The sequence below is a fragment of the Streptomyces triculaminicus genome (assembly GCF_017349075.1).
Classification (GTDB): Bacteria; Actinomycetota; Actinomycetes; order Streptomycetales; family Streptomycetaceae; genus Streptomyces; species Streptomyces triculaminicus.
The window spans coordinates 203,927-228,606 of the sequence record NZ_JAFMOF010000005.1 but is presented as its reverse complement, the minus strand read 5'-3'; the positions used below and the strand labels follow the sequence as shown (position 1 = coordinate 228,606).

The following is a 24,680-nucleotide window of genomic DNA, read 5'->3' as shown; positions in this document are numbered from 1 at the left end:
TCCTACTCCTCGATGCCGTAGTCCTTGAGGAGCGCGGACTGCCAGGCCTTGGCCGTGGCGTCCAGGCCCGCCTTGGGCTCCTCCTTCAGCGTGAGGATCTTGGTGTAGTGCTGGAGGTACTCCGTGAAGAGATCGCCGCCCTGGGGGATCGGCGGGCGCGGGTGGGCCTTGCCCAGCGCGTCGTGGAAGGAGCTGCGCACCGGGTCGGCCAGGACGGCCTTGGTGTAGGCCGACTTGCGCGTCGGCAGCACGCCGATGGCGTTGGAGACGTTCTCCTGCTGGGCGGCCTCGGTCATGAAGCGGGTGAAGAGGTAGCTGGCGTCGAAGTTCTTGGAGCCGGCGTAGACCACGAGGTTGTGGCCGCCGACCGGGGCGCCCGCGGTGCCGGTGGAGCCGGCCGGGATGGGGGCGATGCCCAGGTTGTCCTTGGACTTGAAGGCCTCGCCGCCGAAGATCTCCTTGGTCGCCCAGGGACCGTCGACCATCATGGCCAGCTTGCCGTTCTTGAAGTCCGTCTTGAGGGCGTTGTAGCCGTCGGTGCCGGCCGGCTTGGGCGCGGCGCCCGACTTCACCAGGTCGACGGCGGTCTCGATGCCCTTGAGGGAGGCGGCGCTGGAGACCGTGATCTTCTTCTTGGCGGCGTCGACCATGTCGCTGTTCTCGCCGTAGAGGAAGGGCAGGGAGTAGTAGCTGTCCGGGCTCAGACCGATGCCGCCGGCGCCGGTCTTGTCCTTGATCTTCTCCGCGGCCTCCTTGACCTCCTTCCAGTTCGCCGGGGCCTTGTCGACGCCCGCCTTGCTCAGCAGCTCCTTGTTGTAGAGCAGGCCGAGGGTGTCGGTGACCTGCGGGACGCCGTAGGTCTTGCCCTGGTAGGCGGCGTTCTTCAGCGGCCCCTCGAGGAAGTCCTCGCTCTTGTCGAGGGCGGGAGTGCCGGTGAGGTCCTTGAGGTAGCCGAGCTGGGCGAAGCCGGGGGTCCAGCCCACGTCGGAGCGCAGCACGTCCGGGGCGCCCTTGCCGGTGGCGGCGGCGGTCTTGAACTTCTGCTGGGCCTGGTCGAAGGGGACGTTGACGTACTCGACCTTGATCTTGGGGTACTTGGCCTCGAAGGCCGCCACCAGCTTCTTGAAGGCGGGCGCCTCGTTGGTGGCGTCGGAGGTGTCCCACCAGGTGACGGTGCCGGTCACACTGCCCGGGTCGTTCGCCGCCTTGGAGCCGTCGCTCTTGTCGCCGCCGCCACCGCCGCAGGCGGTCATGGTCAGGGCCAGCGCGCCGACAACGGCGGCGACCGATATGCCTCTTCGCATATGGATGCTCCTTTTCGGGGAGGCCGGCCTTGGTGCGGGCGGCCCGAGCTGAGGAGGAAGTTAACAGGCTGCAATCTCTTGCGAAAGACCTTGCAAGAAGTGAATCGCGAGATTACGGGGTTGTAACCGGACCGTGTCCCAGGGGTTGACCGTTACGCGAGGGACTCGTACGGTCTCGGCGGCAAGCGGTTGCACTCGTGCGGGCAAACTTGCTGAAAGAACCTTCATGGGCCTTACGGGCAAGGCGCGTTGCCGTACGGGGTTCGTATACCGCACCCCCCACCCCAGGAGGACCCGTGCCCCCCACCGGCATGTCCGACATCGCCCGAAGAGTCCTGACCGCCACCCTCGCCCTCGTGGCGGGCGCGGCCGTCTGCACACCCCAGGCCCAGGCGAGCCCACCCGGCGAGAAGGACGTCACCGCCGTCCTCTTCGAATGGGACTACCGCTCCGTGGCGAAGGAGTGCACCACCGCCCTCGGCCCCGCCGGATACGGCTACGTCCAGGTCTCCCCGCCCCAGGAACACGTCCAGGGACCCCAGTGGTGGACCTCGTACCAGCCCGTCGGCTACCGCATCGCCGGACGGCTCGGCGACCGGGCCGCCTTCACCACCATGGTCGCCGCATGCCACACGGCCGGCGTGAAGGTCGTCGTCGACGCCGTCGTCAACCACATGGCGGCCGGCTCCGGCACCGGCACGGGCGGCACGCCGTACACGAAGTACGACTACCCCGGCACCTACCAGCGCCAGGACATGGACGACTGCACGACCGTCGTGAGCGACTACCGCGACCGCGGCAACGTCCAGAACTGCGAGCTCGTCGGCCTCGCCGACCTCGACACCGGCGAGGAACACGTACGCGCCCGCATCGCCGCCTACCTCGAGGACCTGCTCGGACTCGGCGTCGACGGCTTCCGCATCGACGCCGCCAAGCACATCCCCGCCCAGGACCTCGCCGCCATCAAATCCCGCCTGAGCAGGCCGGACGTCCACTGGAAGCAGGAGACGATCTTCGGCGCCGGCGAGGCCGTCCAGCCGGAGGAGTACCTCGGCACCGGCGACGTCCAGGAGTTCCGCTACGCCCGCGACCTCAAGCGCGTCCTCCTCGGCGAGCGGCTCGCCTACCTGAAGAACCACGGCGAGGGATGGGGCTACCTCCCCGGCGGCAAGGCCTCCGTCTTCGTCGACAACCACGACACCGAACGCGGCGGCGACACCCTGAACTACAAGGACGGCGCCGCCTACACCCTCGCGAACGTCTTCATGCTCGCCTGGCCCTACGGCTCGCCGGACATCCACTCCGGCTACGAGTTCTCCGACCGCGACGCCGGCCCGCCCCGGGGCGGCGCCGTGGGCGCCTGCTGGCAGGACGGCTGGAAGTGCCAGCACGCCTGGCCCGAGATCCGCAGCATGGTCGCCTTCCGCAACGCCGTACGCGGCACGGCCGTCACCGACTGGTGGGACAACGGCTACCAGACCATCGCCTTCGGCCGGGGGAGCAAGGGCTACGCCGTGATCAACCACGAGGCGTACGCCGTGACCCGCACGTTCCAGACGTCGCTGGCGGCCGGTGACTACTGCGACGTGCAGAGCGGACGCCGGGTGACGGTGGCGGGGGACGGTCGCTTCACGGCGACGGTCGCCGCGAACACGGCGCTGGCCCTGCATGTGGGGGCCCGCGTCTGCGCTTGAGTTCCCCCACCCCGCCCCTTCCCGTAAGGCCTCAAACGCCGGCCGGGCTGTGATTTCAGCCCGTCCGGCGATTGAGGACGCCGCGCGCAGCGCGGTCCGGGGGCCGGGGGCGAAGCCCCCGAAAACGGTGAAAGGGCGGGACCGGGGCAAGCACCACGTCTGTGACCCCAGCCAAAGGAGCACCGCAACAGTGAAACGCTTAGCCGCCCTCGCGGCAGCCATAGGCATGGCCCTGCCCACGGCCAACCCCGCCGCACCCCCAACCCCCACCCCCGCCCAAGTCCAGTGGCTGGACCGCCACACCATCGCCTGGCCCAAGAACCTCGGCGACCCCGCCCGCCCCCACCGTCTCGTCCACGAGCGCGGCCGCATCACGCTCACCCCCTGCCGGGCGGCGGCCTGGCGAAGTACCCGCGTCTCGCCCCACCCACGACGCCTTCCGCGTCGACGCCGACGAGAAGACCGAGCGCACCGCGCTCAGAGGCCGCCTCGTCGCGGAGACGGACGGCGGCGTCAGCACCGGTGTCCAGATACCGGGCGTCCTCGACGACCTGTACGCCCGCGCCGCCACCACCGCCCACCTGGGCCCCACCTTCCGTAACGGCCGCCCCACCCTCTCCGTCTGGGCCCCCACGGCCAAGAACGTCGCCCTCGACCTGGACGGCAGGACCGTGGCCATGCGGCGCGACGCCGCCACCGGCGTGTGGAGCGCCACCGGCCCCGCCGCCTGGACCGGCAAGCCCTACCGCTACGCCGTCACCGTCTTCGCCCCGGCCGCCGGGAAGGTCGTCACCAACCACGTCACCGACCCGTACTCCACCGCCCTGACCGCCGACTCCGCCCGCAGCCTGGTCACCGACCTCGCCGACCCGGCCCTGGCCCCGGCCGGCTGGCAGCGGCTGCGCAAGCCCAAGGCCGTGCCGCTGCGCGACGCGCAGATCCAGGAGCTGCACGTCCGCGACTTCTCCGCGCGGGGCGACTACCTGGCCTTCACCGACCGCCGCTCGGCCGGCATGCGGCACCTGAAGCAGCTCGCCGACGCCGGGACCTCGTACGTCCATCTGCTGCCCGTCTTCGACTTCGCCACCGTTCCCGAACGCCGCGCCGGGCAGGCCACCCCGCCCTGCGACCTCGCCGCGCTGCCCGCCGACTCCGACGAGCAGCAGAAGTGCGTCGGCCGGACCGCCGCCCGCGACGCGTACAACTGGGGCTACGACCCGCTGCACTACACCGTCCCCGAGGGCTCCTACGCCTCGGACCCGGACGGGCCGCGCCGCACCCTGGAGTTCCGGCGGATGGTGGGCGGGCTGGCGGACGCCGGGCTGCGGACCGTCATGGACGTCGTCTACAACCACACCGCGGCCTCCGGGCAGGACGAGAAGTCCGTCCTCGACCGCATCGTGCCCGGCTACTACCACCGGCTCCTCGACGACGGCACCGTCGCCACCTCCACGTGCTGCGCGAACACCGCGCCCGAGCACGCCATGATGGGCAAGCTCGTCGTCGACTCCGTCGTCACCTGGGCCAAGGAGTACAAGGTCGACGGCTTCCGCTTCGATCTGATGGGGCATCACCCCAAGGCGAACATCCTCGCCGTGCGCAAGGCCCTCGACGCCCTGACCCCCGCCAAGGACGGCGTCGACGGGAAATCGGTCATCCTCTACGGCGAGGGCTGGAACTTCGGAGAGGTCGCGAACGACGCCCGCTTCGTCCAGGCCACCCAGAAGAACATGGCCGGCACCGGCGTCGCCACCTTCTCCGACCGCTCCCGCGACGCGATCCGGGGCGGGGGCCCCTTCGACGCCGACCCGCGCGTCCAGGGCTTCGCCTCCGGGCTGTTCACGGCGCCCAACGACTCGCCCGCCAACGGTTCCCCCGACGAGCAGCGGGCCCGGCTCCTGCACGCCCAGGACCTGATCAAGGTCGGGCTGACCGGCAACCTCGCGGGCTACCGCTTCACCGACTCCACCGGGCGCGACGTCCGGGGCGCCGACGTCGACTACAACGGCTCGCCCGCCGGCTACGCGGCCGCCCCCGGCGACGCCCTGTCCTACGCCGACGCCCACGACAACGAGACGCTCTACGACGCCCTCGCCTACAAGCTGCCCCGCTCCACCCCGCCCGCCGACCGGGCCCGCGCCCAGGTCCTCGCCCTGGCCGCCGCGGCGCTCTCCCAGGGCCCGTCCCTCTCCCAGGCCGGCACGGACCTGCTGCGCTCGAAGTCCCTGGACCGCAACTCCTACGACAGCGGCGACTGGTTCAACGCGATCCACTTCGACTGCGCCGACGGCAACGGCTTCGGCCGCGGCCTGCCCCCGGCCCGCGACAACGCCGACAAGTGGCAGTACGCCAGGCCGCTGCTCGCGGACCCGGGGCTGCGGCCCGGCTGCGGCCCGGTCACCGCCGCCTCGGCCGCCTACCGGGACCTGCTGCGCATCCGCACCACGGAGAAGACGTTCGGCCTGGCGACCGCCGAGGCCGTCCAGGCGGCCCTGAGCTTCCCGCTCTCGGGCCGCGACGAGACGCCGGGCGTCGTCACCATGCGCCTCGGCGACCTCGTCGTCGTCCTCAACGCCGCCCCGGACGCGCGCACGCAGCGCGTCGCCGCCCTCGCCGGCACGGACTACGCCCTCCACCCGGTGCAGGCGCACGGCTCGGACCCCGTGGTCAGGACGGCCTCCTACGCGGCCGGCTCGGGCACCTTCACCGTGCCGGGCAGGACGGCAGCGGTCTTCCGGCGCAGCTGAGCCGGACCGCCAGGGCGGCCACCGGGCCGTCCGCCGGCTCGTCGGCGAGGACCCGCGCCAGCACGGCCGCGGTGTCCTCGTCGTGGGCGGCGCCCACCGCGACGAGCGCCATGAGCGCGTGCGCCAGCTGCGCCTCCAGCTCCGGGCGCGGAATGCCGCGCCCGTCCAGCCAGAGCAGCGCCGTCGTCTCGACCAGGGAGATCCAGGACCGCAGCGTCAGCTCCAGCCGGGGCGTCGGCTCCCGTACGCCCAGGTGTTCCAGCAGCCGGGCGTACGCGGCCCCGCGCACGCCGTCGATCAGCGAGACCGCCGCCCCCGCGCCGGCCGTCGCCGGGCCCCCGCGCAGCAGGGCGGCGTATCCGGGGGCGTAGCCCTCGACGAAGTCGAGGAACCGCCGCAGAACCCGTAACAGCCGGGCGACCGGCGGGCCTTCGACGGGCTCCTCGAAGAGCGCCGTCAGCTCGTCGGCGGCGCGCCGCAGAGCGATCTCGTACAGGCTCTTCTTGCAGGTGAAGTACCGATAGACGAGCGGCCGGGAGATCCCGGCCGCCATGGCGATGTCGTCGATGGAGACGGTGTCGGGCGGGCGATGGCTGAAGAGGTCGAGGGCGACCGCGATGAGTTGCTCGCGTCGCTCCTCGACGCTCATCCTGCGGCGGACCTCGGTCGTCATGGCGGTCATCCTAAACCGCCCGAACCGCCCACCGGCTGGGGCCGTTGGGCCTGCCGCGCGGGGCCGTCCGACCCCGGATCAGCGCAGCGCGGCGATCTTCCGGCCGTCCTTCAGACGGGCCGTCAGCTCGGTGCGCGCGCCCTGCCGGGCCGGCACGGCCAGGACCGGCCCCGGGGCGCTGCCGCGCACCCCGCCGGTCGCGGTCACCGAGGCGACGTCGCCGCCGCCGGCCGCGAGGGCGTACCACGTTCCGGCGCGGGACTTCCACAGCACGCCCGCCAGGACGTACGGCTCGCGCCCGCCGCAGACGGGGGAGTCCTCGGCGCGGGCGACGACCGTGCCCGGGGCGCCCGCCCGGCCGCCGGGCACCTGGAACTGCGCGAGCACCCGGCTCCCCGCGCCCCGCCAGGTCTCGGCGCGGGTGCAGAACCACTCGGCGGTCCCGCCGGCCCCGGGCAGCGCCTGCGTCGCGAACCGCCAGGAGTTCACCGCCCGTACGCCCTGGCCACGGATCGTCGCGAGGTGGCAGGCGGTGTGGGCCCAGCCGGCGCGCTCGGCGGCGGTGGTCACGTCGTGCGGGGCGGCGGGGGCGCCCGAGGTGAGCCGGGCCGGGACCAGCTCGGCCAGGTCCGTGACGAGATGGCCGCCGAGCTGCAGGGCGGTCCAGCGGCGGCAGTCGCCGCTCGCGGCGGGGCTGGGGAGCGGGTCGGTGACGCCGTCGGCGTCGCGGTGCAGCGGCTCGGGCGCGGCGGTGGGCTCGAGCAGGTCGCGCGCGGCGGCGGTGGTGACCCAGGGGGCGGTGAGATAGCGGACGTTGCCGTCGGTGCGGCCGAGGACGAGCGCGGCGGCGCTCCCGCCGTCGGCGGCGTCGGTCCGCGCGAAGTCCAGCGCGGCCGATCCGGTGTCGCCGTTCCTGGACTCGGCGTAGCGCACGGCCCGCAGGCCGTCGTGGAAGAGCACCACCACGGCGGAGTCGACCTCGCCCGCGTACAGCAGCTGCGGCGGCCCCGCGGCCGGCCCGGAGGGGGTGCCGGGGGTCGCGGTGACCTGCACGGTGCGCCCGGGCCGGGCCCAGACGGCGAGCGCCCGGCGCAGCAGGTCCTTGTCGCCGGTGCGGTCGCCGCGGGCGGGCCAGCCGGCGTAGCCCAGGCGGTCGGCGCGCTTCCAGGCGTCGGGGGCCGCCCGGGTCAGGCGCGCGGGGTCGAGGGCCTGCTGCGCGGCCTCGTTGCGCGCGTACGAGGGCGCGGCCGCGCTGCCGGAGCCCCAGCCGTCGCCCGGCAGCCCCAGGAGCGTGCCGCAGACGACGGCGGCGGCCAGGGCGGCCAGCGCCGCGCGGGCGTGCTGGCGGCGCCGCATCAGGTCCGTGGGCCTGGCCTGCAGCGAGCAGGGGTCGAACTCCACCGACTCCAGCAGCGAGACGTCCCGGCTGCCGGCCGGGACGCGCAGCCGGCCGGCCTCGGCGAGGGCCGCGTCCGGGTCCTCGGCCCCGGCGGCGGCCAGCAGCCGGCGGACGTCCCGGTCGTCCGGCAGCTCCAGCTCGCGCAGCACGTACGCGGCGCGGGCGGGCCCGGAGAGCGCGGCGAGCGCCTGGTCGAGGGCCAGCTCGTCGGCGCCGCCGGAGCGGGGGAACAGCCGCAGGCCCCACACCTGGGGGAGCAGCGGCGGCAGCTGGCCCGGCCGGGGGAGCTGCCACCGGCCGCGCGGGCGGCCCGCGTCCAGCGCGGCGCGCAGCACCCGCTGCCGCACATAGGCGTACCCCGCGTCGCCGGGGGATCCCCCGGCCTCGCGGGGCGCCGGCAGGACCGGCTCCGAGTCGGCCGAGCGGTTGCGGGGCAGCGCCCGCTGGACCAGGGCGTGCGCGGTCAGGACCCGGCGGTTGCGCCCCAGCGCGGGCGGCAGCACCAGATAGGCGAGCCGCACCAGGCGCGGGTAGTGCTCGATGAGCGCGGCCTCGGCCTGCTCGACGTCGACGGGGGCCGGGGCGAAGGGCCGGGGGACTGTAGCTTGCTGCTCCACATCCGTAGAACGAGTGAATGATGCGATGGTCACCTCACCCGTGTGGGCGGGCGCAGATCTATCGGACAGGCCCTACGCCACGCAGCGGGCCCGGATGCGGTCTATGGCCGCGTGGGGGATGCCGAGGCCCTCGCGCACGTAGCCCGTCACGTCGCCGTGGAGGCGGTGCATCTCCTCCAGGGCCGCCTCCAGGTAGGCGGGCCGTACGCCCAGGATCGCGTCGGCTATCGCGGGATCCCCGCCGACGGCGGTGAAGCGCTCGACGACCGGCGCGAAGGCGGCCCGTACGGCGGGCGTCACCGCGAGGTACTCGCGCTCGACGGCGGCGGCGTCCGCGCCGAGCAGCAGCAGGAGGACGGTGGCCGCCCAGCCGGTGCGGTCCTTGCCGGCCGTGCAGTGGAAGAGCAGCGGGCCGCAGTCGGGCTCGGCCAGCGTGGTGAGCAGCAGGCCGTAGGCCTGGCAGGCGGGCTCGGAGGTGACGAACGTGCGGTAGGTGTCGCACATCAGCTTCTCGGCCTTGCCGCCGCCCAGGTGCTCCTCGGCGGCGGCGGGGCTGCCCAGCACGTCCTCGAGCCGGGCGGGCACCCGGTCGCCGGGGGCGGCATGGCCCTGGTGGGGGCCGGCGCGGTGGGCGGACAGGCCCGCCAGGACGTCGGCGACGATCAGCCGGGCGCCCTCGGGCAGCCGGTCGGGCCGCTCCCGGCGCTCGTGCTCGGAGCGCAGGTCGACGACCGTGTGGATGCCCAGGGCGGCGACGGCGGGATCGGTGGCCGGGTCCAGGCGGTCCAGCCGCCCGGAGCGCAGCAGCAGACCTGGGCGGACGGCGGAGTTGCCCGCCAGCGCGATGCCGCCGAGGTCGCGGAGATTGGTGATCGTCGAGGCATCGAACTGCTGCGGCATGGGCGGGTCTCCCTTGTCTGCCTTTTGCGCTTATCCCATTGTCTGTCCTTTTATTGTGAGGAAGGGCGGCCGAGTCCGCGACGGCGCCCGGCGGCGAGGGCCGGTCCCAGGCTCATGCCCAGCGCCAGCGCGAGCAGGTGCCCCGCGTCCGTGAAGCTCGTCCGCCGGAATCCGTGCAGGCAGGGGCGGGTGGCGAGGGCGAGCAGCGCCCCGCGGGCGGCCGTTTGCGGGTAGCCCCGCGGCAGGGCGGCGGTGAGCGCTCCGGTCACGGCGTTGAAGCCGTAGCTGGTCCCGACGTCGATCGCGGCCCGGGTCCGCGGCCCGGCGCGCAGGGCGCGCAAGCCCGCGTACACGACGAGCGACGCGCCCACGTGCCCGTACGCGAAGGCGCCCGCCGCCCACCACGCGCCGTAGGCGTACTCCGTGTATCCGAGCACGGCCAGGAGCAGCAGGGCGTAGGGCAGCTCCATGGGGGCCTCGACCACCAGCGCGCTGCCGGCGAGGGTGTGCCAGCGGCCCCGGCGCAGGTTGTCGACATTGGTGGAGCACAGGCGCAGCAGGCGCCGGCGTGCATCGGGCGTGAGCAGGTGTTGCACGGCGTATGCGCCCAGCTGCACGCCCCCCACATAGGCGGGCGCCAGGCGGGGCAGCCCGGCGGGGGAGAGGGACGGCAGGAGGTCGGCGAGGGCTAAGCGCACGGGCCCCCGCCCGGAGGTGTCGGTCATGGCCTTACCCTCACCCGCCCCACCGGTCACCGACAAGAGGCGAGCGGCGGGGCGGTACGTCTCACATCCCGGCCGGGGGCGCGTACTTGTAGCCGACGCGGCGGACGGTGACGATCGAGGAGCGGTGCTCGGCGCCCATCTTGCGGCGCAGCCGGGCGACGTGCACATCGACGGTCCGGCCGTCGCCCACGTGTCCGTAGCCCCACACCGTGGTCACCAGCTGGTCGCGGGTGTGCACCCGGTGCGGGTGGGCCACCAGGTGGGACAGCAGCTCGAACTCGAGGTAGGTCAGGTCCAGCACCCGGCCCGCGACGCTCGCCGTGCGCTGCTCGGGGTCGATGCTCACCAGCGCGTCGCCTTCGGTGACGGGGGCGACGGCCTCGGGGGCGGGCTGCCCGGCCGGTACGAGCACCAGGTAGCCGATCATCGGCGGCTGGCCGGGGAGGGAGGGCAGGGTGTGCTGCGGGGCGGGCATCCACGTGGCCCCCGGGTGCAGCAGCTCGGCGACCGGCGGCACCTCGTCCGGGGCCACGGCCCGCAGCCGCTGGCGGTGGGCGGCGGGGGCGGCGGTGGCCTGCGCGGGGAGGGGCAGCGTGCGGAGGTTCGTCATGGCGGAAGCTCTTTCGCGCGAGAACGTCGAGGGGACGTGCTGGGCGCGCGGGCCGCTTGGCCGGACCTGGTGCCGGCGGCTGACTACGACGTAAGGGTCAGCGAGAGAGGAGGGCCTGCGCGAAGGACGCGCGACAACACACTCGGTCGAAGTCGTGGTGCTGGCGAGAGGGCCAGAAGGGCTCGAGGTCGCTGCGACCCGTCGCGGTGTTCTGGTAGCTGGCCATGCCCCCTATTGAAGCATGGCCCGCGACGGGGCAGCAGACCCCTTGGCCGGTCGATACGGAACCTTGGCGAAAGATCGACTTCGCGGCCGGGTCCGGGGGGATCTTCCGGTCAGTTCGCCCCGGCGATCACGGGGTAGTGGTCGCTGAGGTCGGTGTAGGTGTACCGCTTGCCCCAGCTGGAGACGGTCCACGGTGCGGACGTCTCCTGGACCACCGTGTTCCGCCAGCCCGCCGGGCGCGCGTGGCCGTTGCGGTGCAGGACGTAGTCGAGGTCCTCGCGGGGGTCGGTGGGGTAGCGGTAGGCCGCGATCGAGTTCTCCTTGGTGTCGAAGGAGTACGGGTGGCCGGCGCGGGAGTCGGCCGGGGCGAGATCGCCGTCGGCGAGCATCGAGGCGTACTCCGCGCTGTGGGAGTCCACGTTCAGGTCGCCGGCGAGCATGACCTGCTCGTCGGCCGGGATGTTCTTGGCGTCCAGGAACGCGTCGATCTGGCGGAACTGCCTGGAGCGGTCGGCCGCGGCCTCGCCCGCCGCGCAGCCGCTGTCGGTGGACTGGGCGTGGGTGCCCACCACGTGCACCCTGGTGCCGCCCACGTTCAGCACGACGTACGCGAAGCCCTTGTTGGACCACCAGTCCGCGCCGCAGGCGTCGTTGAAGATCACCTGCTCCTTGCGGACGATGGGCCACTTGCTCAGCACGGTCACGCCGCCGTCCTCCGGCGTGGTGGCGGAGTACTTGCCGCCGGTCGCGTCCCAGCCGTCCTTGCTCCGCCCGACCACCGGCGTCTGGTACGGGTACCGGTCGGCCGCCGCGGCCTTCAGCCCGTCCGCGGTGGCGTTGTCGAACGCCTCCTGCAGCACGACGACGTCGTTGCCCTGGAAGAACCCGGCCGCCGCTATCTCCCTGGCCCGGTGCTCCTGGCCCCAGTTGGGGTAGAGGCCGGTGCTCATGAGGAAGGTGTTGTACGTCAGCACCTTCAGCGACGGGGTGGCGGCGGCCGGTGCGGCCATCGCCGTCTGCGGCAGGGCCGCCGTCAACGCGGCGGCGGTGAACAGGGCGGCGGTTGCGGTGCGCTGGGTGAACGGCACTGCGGCTCCCGGGGTGGGGGTGGGTGAACGGGCCTGTGCCATCCCATCAGTTGGCGTTACTCCTGGGTAACGGGTCGTTGGCGGGCGGGAGACCACCACCGCAACGCCTGGAGAAGGCTCGCGGGAACTCGCGGGAACGCGCGGGAAAAAGGACGAGCCCCGTCCCTGGAACGCGACGGGGGAGGCGCGTCAGGGACGGGGCTCGGGACGGCGGAGCGCCCGCAGGGCGGGGGAACGCTGCGGGGTGCTCCGCCCCGCTCGTTACGACCGCGGAGCGGTCGGGGCCGCGCGCACTCCGAGGAGGACGCAGCCCTTCTCGGTGCTGACCTGGTGGACGCTGCCGGGCTCCTCGACGATGAGATCGCCGACGGTGTAGCGGTCGCCGTTGTCGTTGACCAGCTCGCCCTCGAGGACGAACACCAGCTCGTAGCCCAGGTGCTCGTGCAGGTCGCCGTGGGCGCCGGGGCGCATTCTGGTGACGAGCGCCGAGCCCGGTCTGGTGTCGTCGGTGACGTAGAGCCGGTGGAGCTCGACGCCCGAGCGGCCGGGCTCGGTCCAGGTCTCCCACTCGAGGGCGTCGAGGCCCTCTGCGGTGAGCAGGTTGCGCAGTACGGTGACGTCGCGCGCCGGGGCGGTACCGGTGTTCCGTGCGGAAACCGACATGAGGATCTCCTTGGTGCTCGGGTGGGCCAACGGTGGTGCCGGAGCGGTCGGTCGACCGGCCGTCTGTCAGGAGGAGCGGAGCGCGGCGTTCTTGCGCCGGGCGAAGAGGGCCAGCACTCCGCCGGTGAGGAAGGCCCCGGCGGCGATCACGGCCGAGATGTGCAGCCCGTCGGTGAGGTGGCCGGCGGTGGCGGTCAGGGTGCCGAAGAGGGCCACGCCGACGGCGCTGCCCACCTGGCGGGAGACGTTGAAGACGGCCGAGGCCACGCCCGCTCCGTCGGCGGGCGCCGACTCGATGATCGCGGCGGTGGACGAGAGCGCCGTCATGGTCTGCCCCAGCCCCGTCGCGACGAGCGCGAACAGCAGCACGGGGTAGGCGGTGTCGGACGCGGCGAGCAGCCAGCCCAGGAAGCCCGCCGAGCCCAGGAACAGGCCGCAGATCATGGGGACGTACGGGCCGGTGCGGGCCGCGATCCGGCTGAAGACCGGGGCGGCGATCAGACCCATGCACACCGAGGGCAGCAGCGCCAGGCCGGTGCGCAGGGCGTCGTACCCGCGCTCCTGCTGGAAGTAGAGCGTGGACAGGAACAGCATGCCGTAGTAGCCGAGGCTGATCAGCAGGCCGACCAGGGCCGTCGCGGAGAACGCCCCACGGCGGAAGAGCGAGGGCCGCAGCAGCGGCCTGCGGCCGTCCGGGTTCCGGGTCAGCCCGGTCTCCAGCCGGGTCTCCACGACGATGAAGGCGGCGAGGGCGATCACGCCGACGGCGGCGGCGGAGAGCACGGTCGGGGACGTCCAGCCCTGTGAGCCCGCCTCGTTGAGGGCGCCGGCCAGGGCGACCAGCCCCAGCACGCCGAGGATCTGCCCGGCCGGGTCCATCCGGCCGGCCGCGGGCCGCGCCGCGGGGGCGGGCACATGGCGCAGGGTGAGCAGCACCGCGAGCGCGCCCACCGGCAGGTTCAGCCAGAACACCGCCCGCCAGTCCAGGCCCGAGATCAGCAGGCCGCCCACCACGGGGCCGGCACCGAAGGCGATCGAGGCGACGGCTCCCCAGATCGCGATGGCCCGGGCCCGTACGGCCCGGTCCGGGTAGGTGGCCTGCAGCAGCGCGAGGGAGGCGGGAACGAGGAACGCGGCCCCCGCGCCCTGCACCAGCCGCCCGGCGACCAGCACGGCGGTCGACGAGGCCAGACCGCAGCCGATGGAGGCGAGGGTGAAGACGGCCAGGCCCCACAGGAACATCCTGCGGTGCCCCAGCCGGTCGCCCAGGCCGCCGCCGAGCAGCAGCAGACCGGCGAAGACGGTGCTGTAGCCGTCGACGATCCACTGCAGGGAGGCCGTTCCGGCCCCCAGCGACTCACGGATGTCCGGCACCGCCACGGTCACCACCGTGACGTCCAGCATCACGAGGAAATAGCCGAGGCTCAGGGCGATCAGGGGGACCAGCTGCAAGGGCGGGCGTTCGGGCGCCGTGTTCACCACGGCGCCCTGCCTCGGGTCCGTGGCGGACCCGGTCGTCGTCGTCATGGCTCAAGTCTCCGGGCCGGACACTTCGTCAGCTGCCGAAGTGTCGTCGCGCTACGGTGGCGTCATGCGCACCGCCACTCACGAACGCGCCGACGACCGGCTCCGCCAGCAGACCGACGTCGCCCGCGCCGCCACGCTCATCGCCGACCCCTCCCGGGCCCGCATCCTCAAGGCGCTGTGCGACGGGCGCGCGCTGCCCGCCGGCGCGCTCGCCGCCGAGGCGGGCGTCACGGCCCAGACCGTCAGTGCCCACCTGGGCAAGCTCATGGACGGCGGGCTCGTCACCGCCGACCGCGACGGCCGCCGCCGCTACTACCGCCTCACCGGCCCCGAGGTCAGCGCCGCCCTCGAGGCGCTGGCCCTGATCGCCCCGCCGCTGCCGGTGACGTCCCTGCGCGAGAGCGGCGTCGCCAACGCGCTGCACCGCGCCCGCACCTGCTACGACCACCTGGCCGGGCAGCTCGGCGTCGCCCTGATGGGATCCCTGATCGAGGGCGGCCTGCTCGCCGGCCACGACGGCAGCCACCACCCCCGGGCCGCGGTCCGGGACCGGCCCGCCGCCTACGGGCACGACGTCGACTACCGGCTGACGGACGAGGGGCGGGCCACGCTGCTGGCCTTCGGCGTCGACCCCGAGGGCCTGCCCGGGCGCCGGCCCGCCATCCGCTACTGCGTCGACTGGAGCGAGCACCGCCACCACCTCGCGGGCGGCCTCGGCGCGGCCGTCACCGCCCGGCTCTTCGGCCTCGGCTGGCTCCGCCACGGGGTGAGCCCGCGCGTGGTCCATCTGACGGACGCCGGCACGCGGGGGCTGGCCGCCACGTTCGGGCTGGCGGCGGAGGCCTGAAGGAGCCCGGCACTTCGGGCACGACGAAGGCCGGGGCCCCGTGCGGGGCCCCGGCCTGTGCGTTCAGCCGGTCGTCAGGCGGATGTCACCGCCGTCGGAACGATTCAGCCGAGGGTGGCGATCGCCTGGTTGAAGGTCTTCGACGGGCGCATGACCGCCGAGGCCTTGGCGGCGTCGGGCTGGTAGTAGCCGCCGATCTCGACCGGCGAGCCCTGGACCGCGATCAGCTCGTCGACGATGGTGCTCTCCTGCTCGGCCAGGGACGTGGCCAGCGGGGCGAACGCCTTTGCGAGCTGGGCGTCGGCGGTCTGCTTGGCCAGCTCCTGGGCCCAGTACAGGGCGAGGTAGAAGTGGCTGCCGCGGTTGTCGATGCCACCGAGACGGCGGCTGGGCGACTTGTCCTCGTTGAGGAAGGAGCCCGTGGCGCGGTCCAGGGTGTCGGCGAGCACCTGGGCGCGCGCGTTGCCCGTGGTGGTCGCGAGGTGCTCGAAGCTCACCGCGAGCGCGAGGAACTCGCCCAGGCTGTCCCAGCGCAGGTAGTTCTCCTTGACCAGCTGCTGGACGTGCTTGGGAGCGGAGCCGCCGGCACCGGTCTCGAACAGGCCGCCGCCGTTCATCAGCGGGACGACCGACAGCATCTTCGCGCTCGTGCCGAGCTCGAGGATCGGGAAGAGGTCGGTCAGGTAGTCACGCAGCACGTTGCCGGTGACCGAGATGGTGTCCTCGCCGCGGCGGATGCGCTCGAGGGAGAACTTCGTCGCCTCGACCGGGGACAGGATCTTGATCTCCAGGCCCTCGGTGTCGTGCTCCGGCAGGTACGCGTTGACCTTCTCGATCAGCTGCGCGTCGTGGGCGCGGCCCTCGTCCAGCCAGAACACGGCCGGGTCGCCGGTGGCGCGGGCACGGGTGACGGCCAGCTTGACCCAGTCGCGGATCGGCAGGTCCTTGGTCTGGCACATGCGGAAGATGTCGCCGGCGCCCACGACCTGCTCGAGCACGACGTCGCCCTTGGCGTCGACGACCCGCACGGTGCCCGTGACGGGGATCTCGAAGGTCTTGTCGTGGCTGCCGTACTCCTCGGCCTTCTGCGCCATCAGACCGACGTTGGGCACCGAGCCCATCGTGGCCGGGTCGAAGGCGCCGTGGGCGCGGCAGTCCTCGATGACGGCCTGGTAGACGCCCGAGTAGCTGCTGTCGGGCAGCACGGCGAGGGTGTCGGCCTCCTGGCCGTCCGGGCCCCACATGTGACCGGAGGTGCGGATCATGGCCGGCATGGAGGCGTCGACGATGACGTCGCTGGGGACGTGGAGGTTGGTGATGCCGCGGTCGGAGTCGACCATGGCCAGCGCCGGGCCCTCGGCGAGCTCGGCCTCGAAGGACGCCTTGATCTCGTCACCCATGTGGGGCAGCGTCTCGAGGCCCTTGAGGATGCCGCCGAGGCCGTCGTTCGGGGACAGGCCGGCCGCGACCAGGACCTCGCCGTACTTCGCGAACGTCTTCGGGAAGAAGGCGCGCACCACGTGACCGAAGATGATCGGGTCGGAGACCTTCATCATCGTGGCCTTCAGGTGCACCGAGAACAGCACGTCCTCGGCCTTGGCCCGGGCGACCTGCGCCGACAGGAACTCGCGCAGCGCCGCGACGCGCATGACGGACGCGTCGACGACCTCACCCGCGAGGACGGGGACCGACTCGCGCAGCACGGTGGTCGAGCCGTCGTCGCCCGAGAGCTCGATGCGCAGCGAGCCGTCCTCGGCGACGACCGCGGACTTCTCGGTGGAGCGGAAGTCGTCGACGCCCATGGTGGCGACGTTCGTCTTCGACTCGGCCGTCCAGGCGCCCATGCGGTGCGGGTGCGCCTTGGCGTAGTTCTTGACCGACCCGGGGGCGCGGCGGTCGGAGTTGCCCTCGCGCAGCACCGGGTTCACGGCGCTGCCCTTGACCTTGTCGTACCGGGCGCGGACGTCGCGGTCCTCGTCGGTCTTCGGGTCGTCCGGGTAGTCCGGCAGCGCGTAGCCCTGCTCCTGCAGCTCGGCGATCGCGGCCTTCAGCTGCGGGATCGAGGCCGAGATGTTGGGCAGCTTGATGATGTTGGCGCCGGGCGTCTTGGCCAGCTCGCCGAGCTCGGCGAGGGCGTCGGCGACGCGCTGGCCCTCCTCCAGGAACTCGGGGAACTGCGAGATGATCCGGCCCGCCAGCGAGATGTCGCGGGTCTCCACAGTGACCCCGGCCGTCGAGGCGTAGGCCTGGACCACGGGCAGGAACGAGTACGTGGCCAGGGCCGGCGCCTCGTCAGTGTGGGTATAGATGATGGTCGAGTCAGTCACCGGGTGCTCCGCTCCACGTCTGCAACATTGCTCGACATCAAGATATCTCGTGAGCGCTCCCCACTCGACAGGGACCTGGCGTGAGATACGCCCCGCGCCCTGGATGGGCCCCGGAATCCGGAGATCCCCCCGGACACGCCCCGAGCCCCGCTCCCGCACAGGCGGGAACGGGGCTCGGGGTCCGGACTCGGGTCGTCGCGAGACGCCGGGTTCTTAGATGTCGAAGTACATCTCGAACTCGTGCGGGTGCGGCCGCAGCTGCATCGGCGCGATTTCGTTGGTGCGCTTGTAGTCGATCCAGGTCTCGATCAGGTCGGAGGTGAAGACACCGCCGGCCTGGAGGTACTCGTTGTCGGCCTCGAGGGCCTCGAGGACCGCCGGGAGGGAGGTCGGGACCTGGGGGACGCTCGCGTGCTCGTCGGGGGCGAGCTCGTAGAGGTCCTTGTCGATCGGCTCGGCCGGCTCGATCTTGTTCTTGACGCCGTCCAGACCGGCCAGCAGCAGGGCCGAGAAGGCCAGGTACGGGTTGGAGGACGGGTCCGGGGCGCGGAACTCGACGCGCTTGGCCTTCGGGTTCGAGCCCGTGATCGGGATACGCATGGCCGCGGAGCGGTTGCGCTGCGAGTAGACCATGTTGACCGGGGCCTCGAAGCCGGGGACCAGGCGGTGGTAGGAGTTCACCGTCGGGTTGGTGAAGGCCAGCAGCGACGGGGCGTGCTTGAGGATGCCGCCGATGTAGTAGCGGGCGGTGTCCGACAGGCCGGCGTAGCCCTGCTCGTCGTAGAAGAGGGGCTCGCCGTTGCTCCACAGCGACTGGTGGACGTGCATGCCGGAGCCGTTGTCACCGAAGATCGGCTTGGGCATGAAGGTCGCGGTCTTGCCGTTGCGCCAGGCGACGTTCTTCACGATGTACTTGAAGAGCATCAGGTCGTCGGCCGCGGCGAGCAGCGTGTTGAACTTGTAGTTGATCTCGGCCTGGCCGGCGGTGCCGACCTCGTGGTGCTGGCGCTCGACCTGCAGGCCGGCCTTGTCCAGCTCCAGGGAGATCTCGGCGCGCAGGTCGGCGAAGTGGTCGACCGGCGGGGCCGGGAAGTAGCCGCCCTTGTAGCGGACCTTGTAGCCGCGGTTGTTCTCCACCGCACCGGTGTTCCAGGCGCCGGCCTCGGAGTCGATGTGGTAGAAGGACTGGTTCGCGCTGGTCTCGAAGCGCACGTTGTCGAACACGTAGAACTCGGCCTCGGGGCCGAAGTACGCGGTGTCGGCGATGCCGGTGGAGGCGAGGTAGGCCTCGGCCTTCTTGGCGATGTTGCGCGGGTCGCGGCTGTACTGCTCACCCGTGATCGGGTCGTGGATAAAGAAGTTGATGTTGAGCGTCTTGTCCCGGCGGAACGGGTCCATACGGGCCGTCGACAGGTCCGCGCGCAGCGCCATGTCGGACTCGTGGATCGCCTGGAAACCGCGGATCGACGAGCCGTCGAACGCCAGCTCCTCGTTCGGGTCGAAGGCATGGGCCGGGATCGTGAAGTGCTGCATCACGCCGGGCAGATCGCAGAACCGGACGTCGACGAACTTGACGTCCTCGTCCGAGATGAACTTCTTGGCCTCGTCGGCGTTCTGGAACATCCAACTCCTCCTAGCCCGGCCGCTCGGGTCGGGGATTGCTTCGGTGGCGCGGTCCGTATCGCAATGGCGCGCTGGGGCCGACCCTAGAGAGACGGGATTTCTCAAGCATGACCCATTTGTTTCGCCGACGTTAACCGCCGCGCGGCAGGGGCGTACCCGGGCGCCGGGGAACGTAGGGGGACGCAGTACCTTTGATGGGTGGACAACAGGCAAGCAATCGGATCATGGCTCTCCGGTCCCCGCGCCGCCGCCGAGGACATGGGCGTCGAATTCGGCCACCGGGGGGAGCGCCTGGGGCTCCCGAAGGAGGGGCCGGGTTCCGTCGCCCCGCCCGGCCGCCGCATCGCGGCCCTCGTCGTCGACTGGGCGTTGTGCGAGCTCATTGCATACGGCTTTCTGGGTGGCGCCGATCTTCAGCGGGTCGGGAACTGGGCCGTTCTGATCTTCTTCGTGCTCAGCCTGCTCACCGTCGGCACGATCGGCTGCACCCCCGGCAAGCGACTGCTGGGCCTGCGCGTGATCTCCGAGGACGGCGCCCGGCTCTCCCTGCCGCGGGTGCTGCTGCGCAGCCTGCTGCTCGTCCTCGTCATTCCCGCCGTGGTCTGGGACCGCGACACGCGCGGTCTTCACGACCGTTTCTCGCGCGCCGTTCAGGTGCGGATCTGACCGCGGATCCGACGGCGGATCCGACCGTGGATCCGCACAGCGAATCCCGCATAACCGAGATGTAATCGAGACACGGCACGAACGGAAAATGGGGCGGGGCGGAACCGAATGGTCCCGCCCCGCCCCATTGTCATGTTTTTCGTTCGTCAGCGGCCCTTCGGCATCCGCATGCCCTTCGGCATGGGCCCCTTGGGGATCGGCATGTTGCTCATCATGTCGCCCAGCGCGCGCAGCCGGTCGTTCACGGCCGTCACCTGCGCGCCCGGCAGCACCCGGGGCAGCTTCAGGAGGGTGGTGTGGAGCTTCTTCAGCGACACCTGGCCCTCGCCGTCGCCCACCACGATGTCGTGCACCGGGACGTCCGCGACGATGCGCGCCATGCGCTTCTTCTCGGCCGCCAGCAGGGCCTTCACCCGGTTGGGGTTGCCCTCGCCGACCAGCACGATGCCCGCCTTGCCCACGGCACGGTGGACGACGTCCTGGTTGCGGTTCATCGCGACCGCGGGGGTCGTCGTCCAGCCACCGCGCCGGATGTTCTCCAGCACCGCGGCGGCGGCGCCCGGCTGGCCCTCCATCTGCCCGAAGGCAGCGCGCTCGGCGCGTCGCCCGAAGACGATCGCCATCGCGAGGAAGGCCAGCAGGAAGCCCAGAATGCCCAGGTAAATCGGGTGGTCGATCAAGAAGCCGATGGCAAGGAGTACACCGAAGGTGACAATGCCCACAGCCGCGACGACAAGACCGACCTTCGAGTCGACCTTCTTGGTCATCTTGTAGGTCAGGGCGATCTGCTTCAGTCGCCCGGGGTTCTCGGATGTTTCCTTCCTCGCCATACGGCGAAGTTTACGTGGCTTGCGGACCAGGGGTAGCCACGGCCTCGAGCACATGCTGAGCCTCACGCCTGTCCTTGGCCCGGCGGCGGTCCTCCAGCACCGCCGTCCAGGCGTTGCGCCGGGCGGTGCGTTGGCCCCCGCGCATCAGCAGGCCCTCCAGCGCGCGCAGGGCGCCGGTGACGGACGGGGGTCGTACGGACAGGGTGGACGGCAGTGCGGTGGAGGCGCGGGTGGCGGTCGACAGGACTGCGGTACCGGGCGCGGCCTGCATCTCGGATTTCCCCTCGGGAGCGTCGGTCATCGAAGGCGTGGAGGGTGGTACTGCTGGGGGCCGTACGGGTGGGGTCGCACTGCTGTGCGTACACCCATCGTCACTGAACGGTGTTACCAACGGATGACCTGTTGGTCAAACACCTATGAAACGTTGACGCGGCCCGTACCTTCTCCGGCTGTCGCCGGGAGGTGCGGGCCGCGTCAACGGACGTTCCGGAAGGGGCTGGCTCAGACGGCCTTCGCCGCGGCCGCCGCCTCGCGTCGCTCGATGGCCTGCTGGTGCAGCCTGCCCGCCCGGTAGGAGGAGCGGACCAGCGGGCCGGACATGACGCCGGCATAGCCGATCTCGTCCGCCTCCTCCTTGAGCTCCACGAACTCCTGCGGCTTCACCCAGCGCTCCACCGGGTGGTGGCGCACCGACGGGCGCAGGTACTGGGTGATGGTGATCAGGTCGCAGCCCGCGTCGTGCAGGTCCTGCAGCGCCTCGCTGATCTCCTCGCGGGTCTCGCCCATGCCCAGGATCAGGTTCGACTTCGTCACCAGGCCGGCCTCGCGGGCGCGGGTGATGACCTCGAGCGAGCGCTCGTAGCGGAAGCCGGGGCGGATCCGCTTGAAGATCCGCGGGACGGTCTCGACGTTGTGGGCGAAGACCTCGGGGCGGGAGGCGAAGACCTCCTCCAGCAGCTCGGGCACCGCGTTGAAGTCGGGGGCCAGCAGCTCGACCTTGGTGTGGCCGCCCGCGCGGCCCGCGGTCTGCTGGTGGATCTGGCGCACGGTCTCGGCGTACAGCCAGGCGCCGCCGTCCGGGAGGTCGTCGCGTGCGACGCCGGTGATGGTGGCGTAGTTCAGGTCCATCGCGACGACGGACTCGCCCACGCGGCGCGGCTCGTCGCGGTCGAGCGCCTGCGGCTTGCCGGTGTCGATCTGGCAGAAGTCACAGCGCCGGGTGCACTGGTCGCCGCCGATGAGGAACGTCGCCTCGCGGTCCTCCCAGCACTCGTAGATGTTGGGACAGCCCGCCTCCTGGCACACCGTGTGCAGACCCTCGCGCTTCACCAGGCCCTGCAGCTCGGTGTACTCGGGGCCCATCTTCGCCCGGGTCTTGATCCACTCGGGCTTGCGCTCGATGGGGGTCTGGGCGTTCCGGACCTCCAAGCGCAGCATCTTGCGTCCGTCGGGTGCGACTGCGGACACGTCCGGCTCCCTATGACTTCGATTCCTCGGCGGACACCAGGGTACGCCCGTTATTTCCTACGCTGATACGCGCGACTGCGCGTACGCCCAAGGCAACCGTCGGTGCCCGGGGCACATTCCCTTCCGCGGGCCCGCTCGGCCTCCGGCCCCGCTAGGAGCCGGCCGCGGCCGGCTCCACCGCGCGGGGGCGCGGCTCGGCCGACTCCAGGACCTCCCGCAGGTGCTTCTCCACCAGCGGGATCACCTCGGCCACGGTCACCCGGCGGCCCAGTTCGTTGGAGAGCGACGTCACACCGGCGTCGCGGATGCCGCAGGGGACGATCCGGTCGAACCAGGTGTTGTCCGGGTCACAGTTGAAGGAGAAGCCGTGCATCGTGACGCCCTTGGCGATGCGGATGCCGATCGCCGCCAGCTTGCGGTCCTCGCGGCGCTGGCCGGCGTTGGAGGGGGCGTACTCCGGGCCGTTCAGACGGGGGTCGAACTCCTCGTCCGTCAGCCGCGGGTCGAAGTCCAGGCTCAGGCCCCCGATGGCCGGGCGGCTCTCCACCGGGTCGCCGAGCACCCACACCCCGCTGCGGCCCTCCACCCGGGTCGTCTCCAGGCCGAGCTCGGCGCAGACGCGGATGAGCGCCTCCTCCAGGCGGCGGACGTGCGCGATGACGTCCACCGGGCGGGGGAGCTTGAGGATGGGGTAGCCGACGAGCTGGCCGGGACCGTGCCAGGTGATCTTGCCGCCGCGGTCGACGTCGATGACCGGGGTGCCGTCCAGGGGGCGCTCGCTGTCCTCCGTGCGCCGTCCGGCCGTGTAGACCGCCGGGTGCTCCAGGAGGAGGCAGGTGTCCGGGATCTCGTCCGCGAACCGCGCCGCGTGGACGGTGCGCTGCTCCTGCCACGCCTGCTGGTACTCGACGGCGTCCGCTCCGAAGCCCAGGTGGACAAAGCGCAGCTCAGTCACGGCAGCTTCCCTTTTCCTTCGAACCTTCGAACCACATCGTGTCGCTCGCGTTCTTGCCACTGTACGGCGGAGCGCCGGCGAACCCGCAGGGGGCCGGGGAGGGCGATCACTCCGGCCGATCTCCCGGTGATCTTCCGCGGTGATCCTCCGGGGGCGGGTGAGCTGTCCTCACACGATCGGATGAATGCGGGGCGAAGGTGGCGATCGGGGCGTTGGGGGCCGCTAAGTTCACGCCGTTCCAGGAACAAAGATCAGGGAGACCGGCAGGCTGATGACGGAACGACCCCCACAGCGCATCCCCAACCGTCAGCTCGCGGCGCTCATCGCGGAGGCCGGCTTTTCCAATGCGGGCCTGGCCCGCCGCGTCGATCAATTGGGGCTCGAACACGGCCTCGACCTGCGCTACGACAAGACCTCCGTCACGCGGTGGCTGCGCGGCCAGCAGCCGCGGGGCACCACGCCCGCGCTGATCGCCGAGGTGTTCACCCGGCGGCTCGGGCGGCGGCTGTCCGCCCAGGACCTCGGGCTGGACGCATGCGCCCCCGTGTACGCCGGGCTCGAATTCGCCGCCTCACCGGAAGAGGCCATTGACATCGTCAGCGGGCTCTGGCGCAAGGACTCCGGCAGCCACACCGAGCTGCGGAAGATCGCCTTCACCCCGGCCGGGCTGGTGGTGCCGAGCCGGGACTGGCTGATCGGGCGCGCGGACGAACGGGTGGCGCGCGGGCCGGGCCCCGCGCCCTCCGGAGACGGCGCGCGCGTACCGCAGCAGGCGCGGGCCGGACAGGGAGCGCCACCCGCCCCCGGCGCCCCGGCCCTGCCGCCCCCGACGCTGTCGCTGCCCCGCCAGCGGCTCGCCGAGCGGGCGCCCGGCGCCCGCGTCTCCATGGGAGACATCGCCGCCCTGCGATCGGTGGGAGAGCTGTTCCGCACCATCGACAACGCCTACGGCGGCGGGCACGCCCGCCAGGCGCTGGTGCGCTACCTCGAGCACGAGACCGAGCCGATGCTGCGGGGCGTGTACGGCGAGACGACGGGCCGGCGGCTGTTCGCCGCGGCCGCCGACCTGACCCGGCTCGCGGGCTGGACGTCGTACGACATCGCGGCGCACGGCCTCGCCCAGCGCTACTACGTCCAGGCGCTGCGGCTGGCCCAGGCGGCCGGCGACCGCGCCTACGGCAGCTATGTCCTGGTCACGATGAGCCGTCAGGCCGTCTACCTGGGACACGGCCGCGAGGCCGTGCAGCTGGCGCGGGTCGCCCAGCAGGGCGTCGGGTCCGGGGCGCCGCCCGTGGTGCAGTCGTTGCTGCACGCGGTGGAGGCCCGGGGCCACGGCGTCCTGGGGGAGGTACGGGCGTGCTCGGCGTCGCTGGCCCGGGCGGAACGGGCGCTGGAGACCTCGCGGCCGGGCGACGACGTGCCGTACTGGGCCCGGTTCTTCGACGAGGCGCAGCTCGCCGACGAGTTCGGGCACTGTCACCGGGACCTGCAGCAGTACCGCGCCGCCGCGCAGCACGCGGAGCGGTCCCTGCAGCTGCGGGCACCGGCCTACGCGCGCAGCCGGCTGTTCTGCAAGGTGGTGCTGGCGTCGGCGCGGCTGGGGCTGGGCGAGCTGGAGCCGGCGTGCTCGCTCGGGGTGGAGGCGGCGCAGTCGGCCGCGGAGATGCGCTCGGTGCGGGCGCTGGAGTACGTACGGGACTTCGAGCGCCGGCTCGAGCCCTACCGGGACGCCGCGGCCGTACGGGCGTACCGGGAGAAGGTCTCGGTGCTCTGACGGCGGTGCTCTGACGGCG

20 protein-coding genes and 1 pseudogene are annotated in these 24,680 nt (G+C 72.3%); 5 read left to right on the top strand and 16 right to left on the bottom strand.

The genetic code is table 11. From position 1 onward, the window contains the following. Positions 1–2 precede the first annotated feature (2 nt). Positions 3–1,304: an extracellular solute-binding protein gene (locus J1792_RS29345; RefSeq protein ID WP_086572387.1), complete on the bottom strand. Its 1,302-nt coding sequence runs from the start codon at positions 1,302–1,304 to the stop codon at positions 3–5. A gap of 296 nt (positions 1,305–1,600) precedes the next feature. Between J1792_RS29345 and J1792_RS29340 the strand changes: the two genes are divergently transcribed. Continuing rightward, positions 1,601–2,998 (top strand): alpha-amylase, encoded by a 1,398-nt coding sequence (locus tag J1792_RS29340; protein ID WP_372446198.1) that lies wholly within the window; start codon positions 1,601–1,603, stop codon positions 2,996–2,998. Between the two features lie 377 nt (positions 2,999–3,375). Here the strand turns inward: J1792_RS29340 and J1792_RS35995 are convergent, their stop codons facing one another. Beyond that, positions 3,376–3,579 (bottom strand): hypothetical protein, encoded by a 204-nt coding sequence (locus tag J1792_RS35995; RefSeq protein ID WP_372446197.1) that lies wholly within the window; start codon positions 3,577–3,579, stop codon positions 3,376–3,378. Here J1792_RS35995 and pulA point away from each other — a divergent pair. Further along, positions 3,487–5,745: pseudogene (pulA, locus tag J1792_RS29335) on the top strand (pullulanase-type alpha-1,6-glucosidase); the annotation flags it as partial. The gene J1792_RS35995 and the pseudogene pulA sit on opposite strands and share 93 nt — an antisense overlap. Here pulA and J1792_RS29330 read toward each other — a convergent pair. The 8 genes from J1792_RS29330 to J1792_RS29295 all read right to left on the bottom strand — a co-directional run bounded on the left by J1792_RS29330 (position 5,702) and on the right by J1792_RS29295 (position 14,172). Next, a complete protein-coding gene (locus J1792_RS29330) occupies positions 5,702–6,418 on the bottom strand; it encodes a TetR/AcrR family transcriptional regulator (RefSeq protein WP_086575336.1) in 717 nt (238 codons plus the stop codon). The pseudogene pulA and the gene J1792_RS29330 overlap by 44 nt on opposite strands. Positions 6,419–6,496: 78 nt before the next feature. Continuing rightward, positions 6,497–8,434 carry a hypothetical protein gene (locus tag J1792_RS29325; protein ID WP_086575334.1) on the bottom strand — a complete coding sequence of 646 codons (1,938 nt, stop codon included), beginning with the start codon at positions 8,432–8,434 and terminating at the stop codon, positions 6,497–6,499. A 72-nt stretch (positions 8,435–8,506) separates the two neighbouring features. Next, positions 8,507–9,334 carry a tyrosine-protein phosphatase gene (locus tag J1792_RS29320; RefSeq protein WP_086575332.1) on the bottom strand — a complete coding sequence of 276 codons (828 nt, stop codon included), beginning with the start codon at positions 9,332–9,334 and terminating at the stop codon, positions 8,507–8,509. Between the two features lie 50 nt (positions 9,335–9,384). Continuing rightward, positions 9,385–10,059, bottom strand: coding sequence for a rhomboid-like protein (locus J1792_RS29315; RefSeq protein ID WP_207248564.1), 675 nt, complete (start codon positions 10,057–10,059; stop codon positions 9,385–9,387). Positions 10,060–10,120: 61 nt separating this feature from the next. Continuing rightward, complete coding sequence (locus J1792_RS29310) at positions 10,121–10,669, bottom strand: winged helix-turn-helix domain-containing protein (RefSeq protein WP_207248563.1); 549 nt, start codon at positions 10,667–10,669, stop codon at positions 10,121–10,123. 335 nt (positions 10,670–11,004) lie between these two features. Beyond that, on the bottom strand, positions 11,005–12,024 hold the full coding sequence (gene sph / locus J1792_RS29305; RefSeq protein WP_086569777.1) for a sphingomyelin phosphodiesterase: 1,020 nt from the start codon (positions 12,022–12,024) through the stop codon (positions 11,005–11,007). Positions 12,025–12,243: 219 nt separating this feature from the next. After that, positions 12,244–12,645, bottom strand: coding sequence for a cupin domain-containing protein (locus tag J1792_RS29300; protein WP_086569776.1), 402 nt, complete (start codon positions 12,643–12,645; stop codon positions 12,244–12,246). A 66-nt stretch (positions 12,646–12,711) separates the two neighbouring features. After that, the gene (locus tag J1792_RS29295; RefSeq protein WP_207248562.1) at positions 12,712–14,172 is read right to left on the bottom strand and encodes an MFS transporter; all 1,461 of its coding nucleotides are present in this window, start codon (positions 14,170–14,172) and stop codon (positions 12,712–12,714) included. A 64-nt stretch (positions 14,173–14,236) separates the two neighbouring features. Here J1792_RS29295 and J1792_RS29290 point away from each other — a divergent pair, with 64 nt between their 5' ends. Continuing rightward, positions 14,237–15,019: a winged helix-turn-helix domain-containing protein gene (locus tag J1792_RS29290; protein ID WP_207248561.1), complete on the top strand. Its 783-nt coding sequence runs from the start codon at positions 14,237–14,239 to the stop codon at positions 15,017–15,019. 104 nt (positions 15,020–15,123) lie between these two features. Here the strand turns inward: J1792_RS29290 and J1792_RS29285 are convergent, their stop codons facing one another. Then, positions 15,124–17,346 carry an NADP-dependent isocitrate dehydrogenase gene (locus J1792_RS29285; protein ID WP_086569769.1) on the bottom strand — a complete coding sequence of 741 codons (2,223 nt, stop codon included), beginning with the start codon at positions 17,344–17,346 and terminating at the stop codon, positions 15,124–15,126. 213 nt (positions 17,347–17,559) lie between these two features. Beyond that, entirely contained in the window at positions 17,560–18,969 is a 1,410-nt protein-coding gene (gene glnA / locus J1792_RS29280) for a type I glutamate--ammonia ligase (protein ID WP_086569767.1), read from the bottom strand. A 198-nt stretch (positions 18,970–19,167) separates the two neighbouring features. Here glnA and J1792_RS29275 point away from each other — a divergent pair, with 198 nt between their 5' ends. Next, positions 19,168–19,635, top strand: coding sequence for an RDD family protein (locus J1792_RS29275; RefSeq protein WP_086569765.1), 468 nt, complete (start codon positions 19,168–19,170; stop codon positions 19,633–19,635). Between the two features lie 146 nt (positions 19,636–19,781). Here J1792_RS29275 and J1792_RS29270 read toward each other — a convergent pair whose 3' ends face one another. From J1792_RS29270 to lipB, 4 genes are all read right to left on the bottom strand, one after another. Then, complete coding sequence (locus J1792_RS29270) at positions 19,782–20,465, bottom strand: DUF4191 domain-containing protein (RefSeq protein WP_086569762.1); 684 nt, start codon at positions 20,463–20,465, stop codon at positions 19,782–19,784. A 10-nt stretch (positions 20,466–20,475) separates the two neighbouring features. Beyond that, the gene (locus J1792_RS29265; RefSeq protein WP_242646874.1) at positions 20,476–20,736 is read right to left on the bottom strand and encodes an SCO2195 family GlnR-regulated protein; all 261 of its coding nucleotides are present in this window, start codon (positions 20,734–20,736) and stop codon (positions 20,476–20,478) included. A gap of 230 nt (positions 20,737–20,966) precedes the next feature. Next, entirely contained in the window at positions 20,967–21,932 is a 966-nt protein-coding gene (lipA, locus tag J1792_RS29260; RefSeq protein ID WP_086569760.1) for a lipoyl synthase, read from the bottom strand. 151 nt (positions 21,933–22,083) lie between these two features. Then, on the bottom strand, positions 22,084–22,887 hold the full coding sequence (gene lipB, locus J1792_RS29255; RefSeq protein ID WP_207248560.1) for a lipoyl(octanoyl) transferase LipB: 804 nt from the start codon (positions 22,885–22,887) through the stop codon (positions 22,084–22,086). Between the two features lie 271 nt (positions 22,888–23,158). Here lipB and J1792_RS29250 point away from each other — a divergent pair, with 271 nt between their 5' ends. Next, a complete protein-coding gene (locus tag J1792_RS29250; RefSeq protein WP_207248559.1) occupies positions 23,159–24,661 on the top strand; it encodes an NsdA family TPR-like regulatory protein in 1,503 nt (500 codons plus the stop codon). The last annotated feature ends 19 nt before the right edge of the window (positions 24,662–24,680 follow it).

Coding starts and splice junctions, on each gene's coding strand:
- J1792_RS29315 (WP_207248564.1), bottom strand. CDS start 10,059: ATGACCGACACCTCCGGGCGGGGGCCCGTGCGCTTAGCCCTCGCCGAC.
- J1792_RS29330 (WP_086575336.1), bottom strand. CDS start 6,418: ATGACGACCGAGGTCCGCCGCAGGATGAGCGTCGAGGAGCGACGCGAG.
- J1792_RS29345 (WP_086572387.1), bottom strand. CDS start 1,304: ATGCGAAGAGGCATATCGGTCGCCGCCGTTGTCGGCGCGCTGGCCCTG.
- J1792_RS29270 (WP_086569762.1), bottom strand. CDS start 20,465: ATGGCGAGGAAGGAAACATCCGAGAACCCCGGGCGACTGAAGCAGATC.
- J1792_RS29310 (WP_207248563.1), bottom strand. CDS start 10,669: ATGACGAACCTCCGCACGCTGCCCCTCCCCGCGCAGGCCACCGCCGCC.
- J1792_RS29300 (WP_086569776.1), bottom strand. CDS start 12,645: ATGTCGGTTTCCGCACGGAACACCGGTACCGCCCCGGCGCGCGACGTC.
- J1792_RS29250 (WP_207248559.1), top strand. CDS start 23,159: ATGACGGAACGACCCCCACAGCGCATCCCCAACCGTCAGCTCGCGGCG.
- J1792_RS29265 (WP_242646874.1), bottom strand. CDS start 20,736: ATGCAGGCCGCGCCCGGTACCGCAGTCCTGTCGACCGCCACCCGCGCC.
- J1792_RS29320 (WP_086575332.1), bottom strand. CDS start 9,334: ATGCCGCAGCAGTTCGATGCCTCGACGATCACCAATCTCCGCGACCTC.
- J1792_RS29295 (WP_207248562.1), bottom strand. CDS start 14,172: ATGACGACGACGACCGGGTCCGCCACGGACCCGAGGCAGGGCGCCGTG.
- sph (WP_086569777.1), bottom strand. CDS start 12,024: ATGGCACAGGCCCGTTCACCCACCCCCACCCCGGGAGCCGCAGTGCCG.
- J1792_RS29290 (WP_207248561.1), top strand. CDS start 14,237: ATGCGCACCGCCACTCACGAACGCGCCGACGACCGGCTCCGCCAGCAG.
- glnA (WP_086569767.1), bottom strand. CDS start 18,969: ATGTTCCAGAACGCCGACGAGGCCAAGAAGTTCATCTCGGACGAGGAC.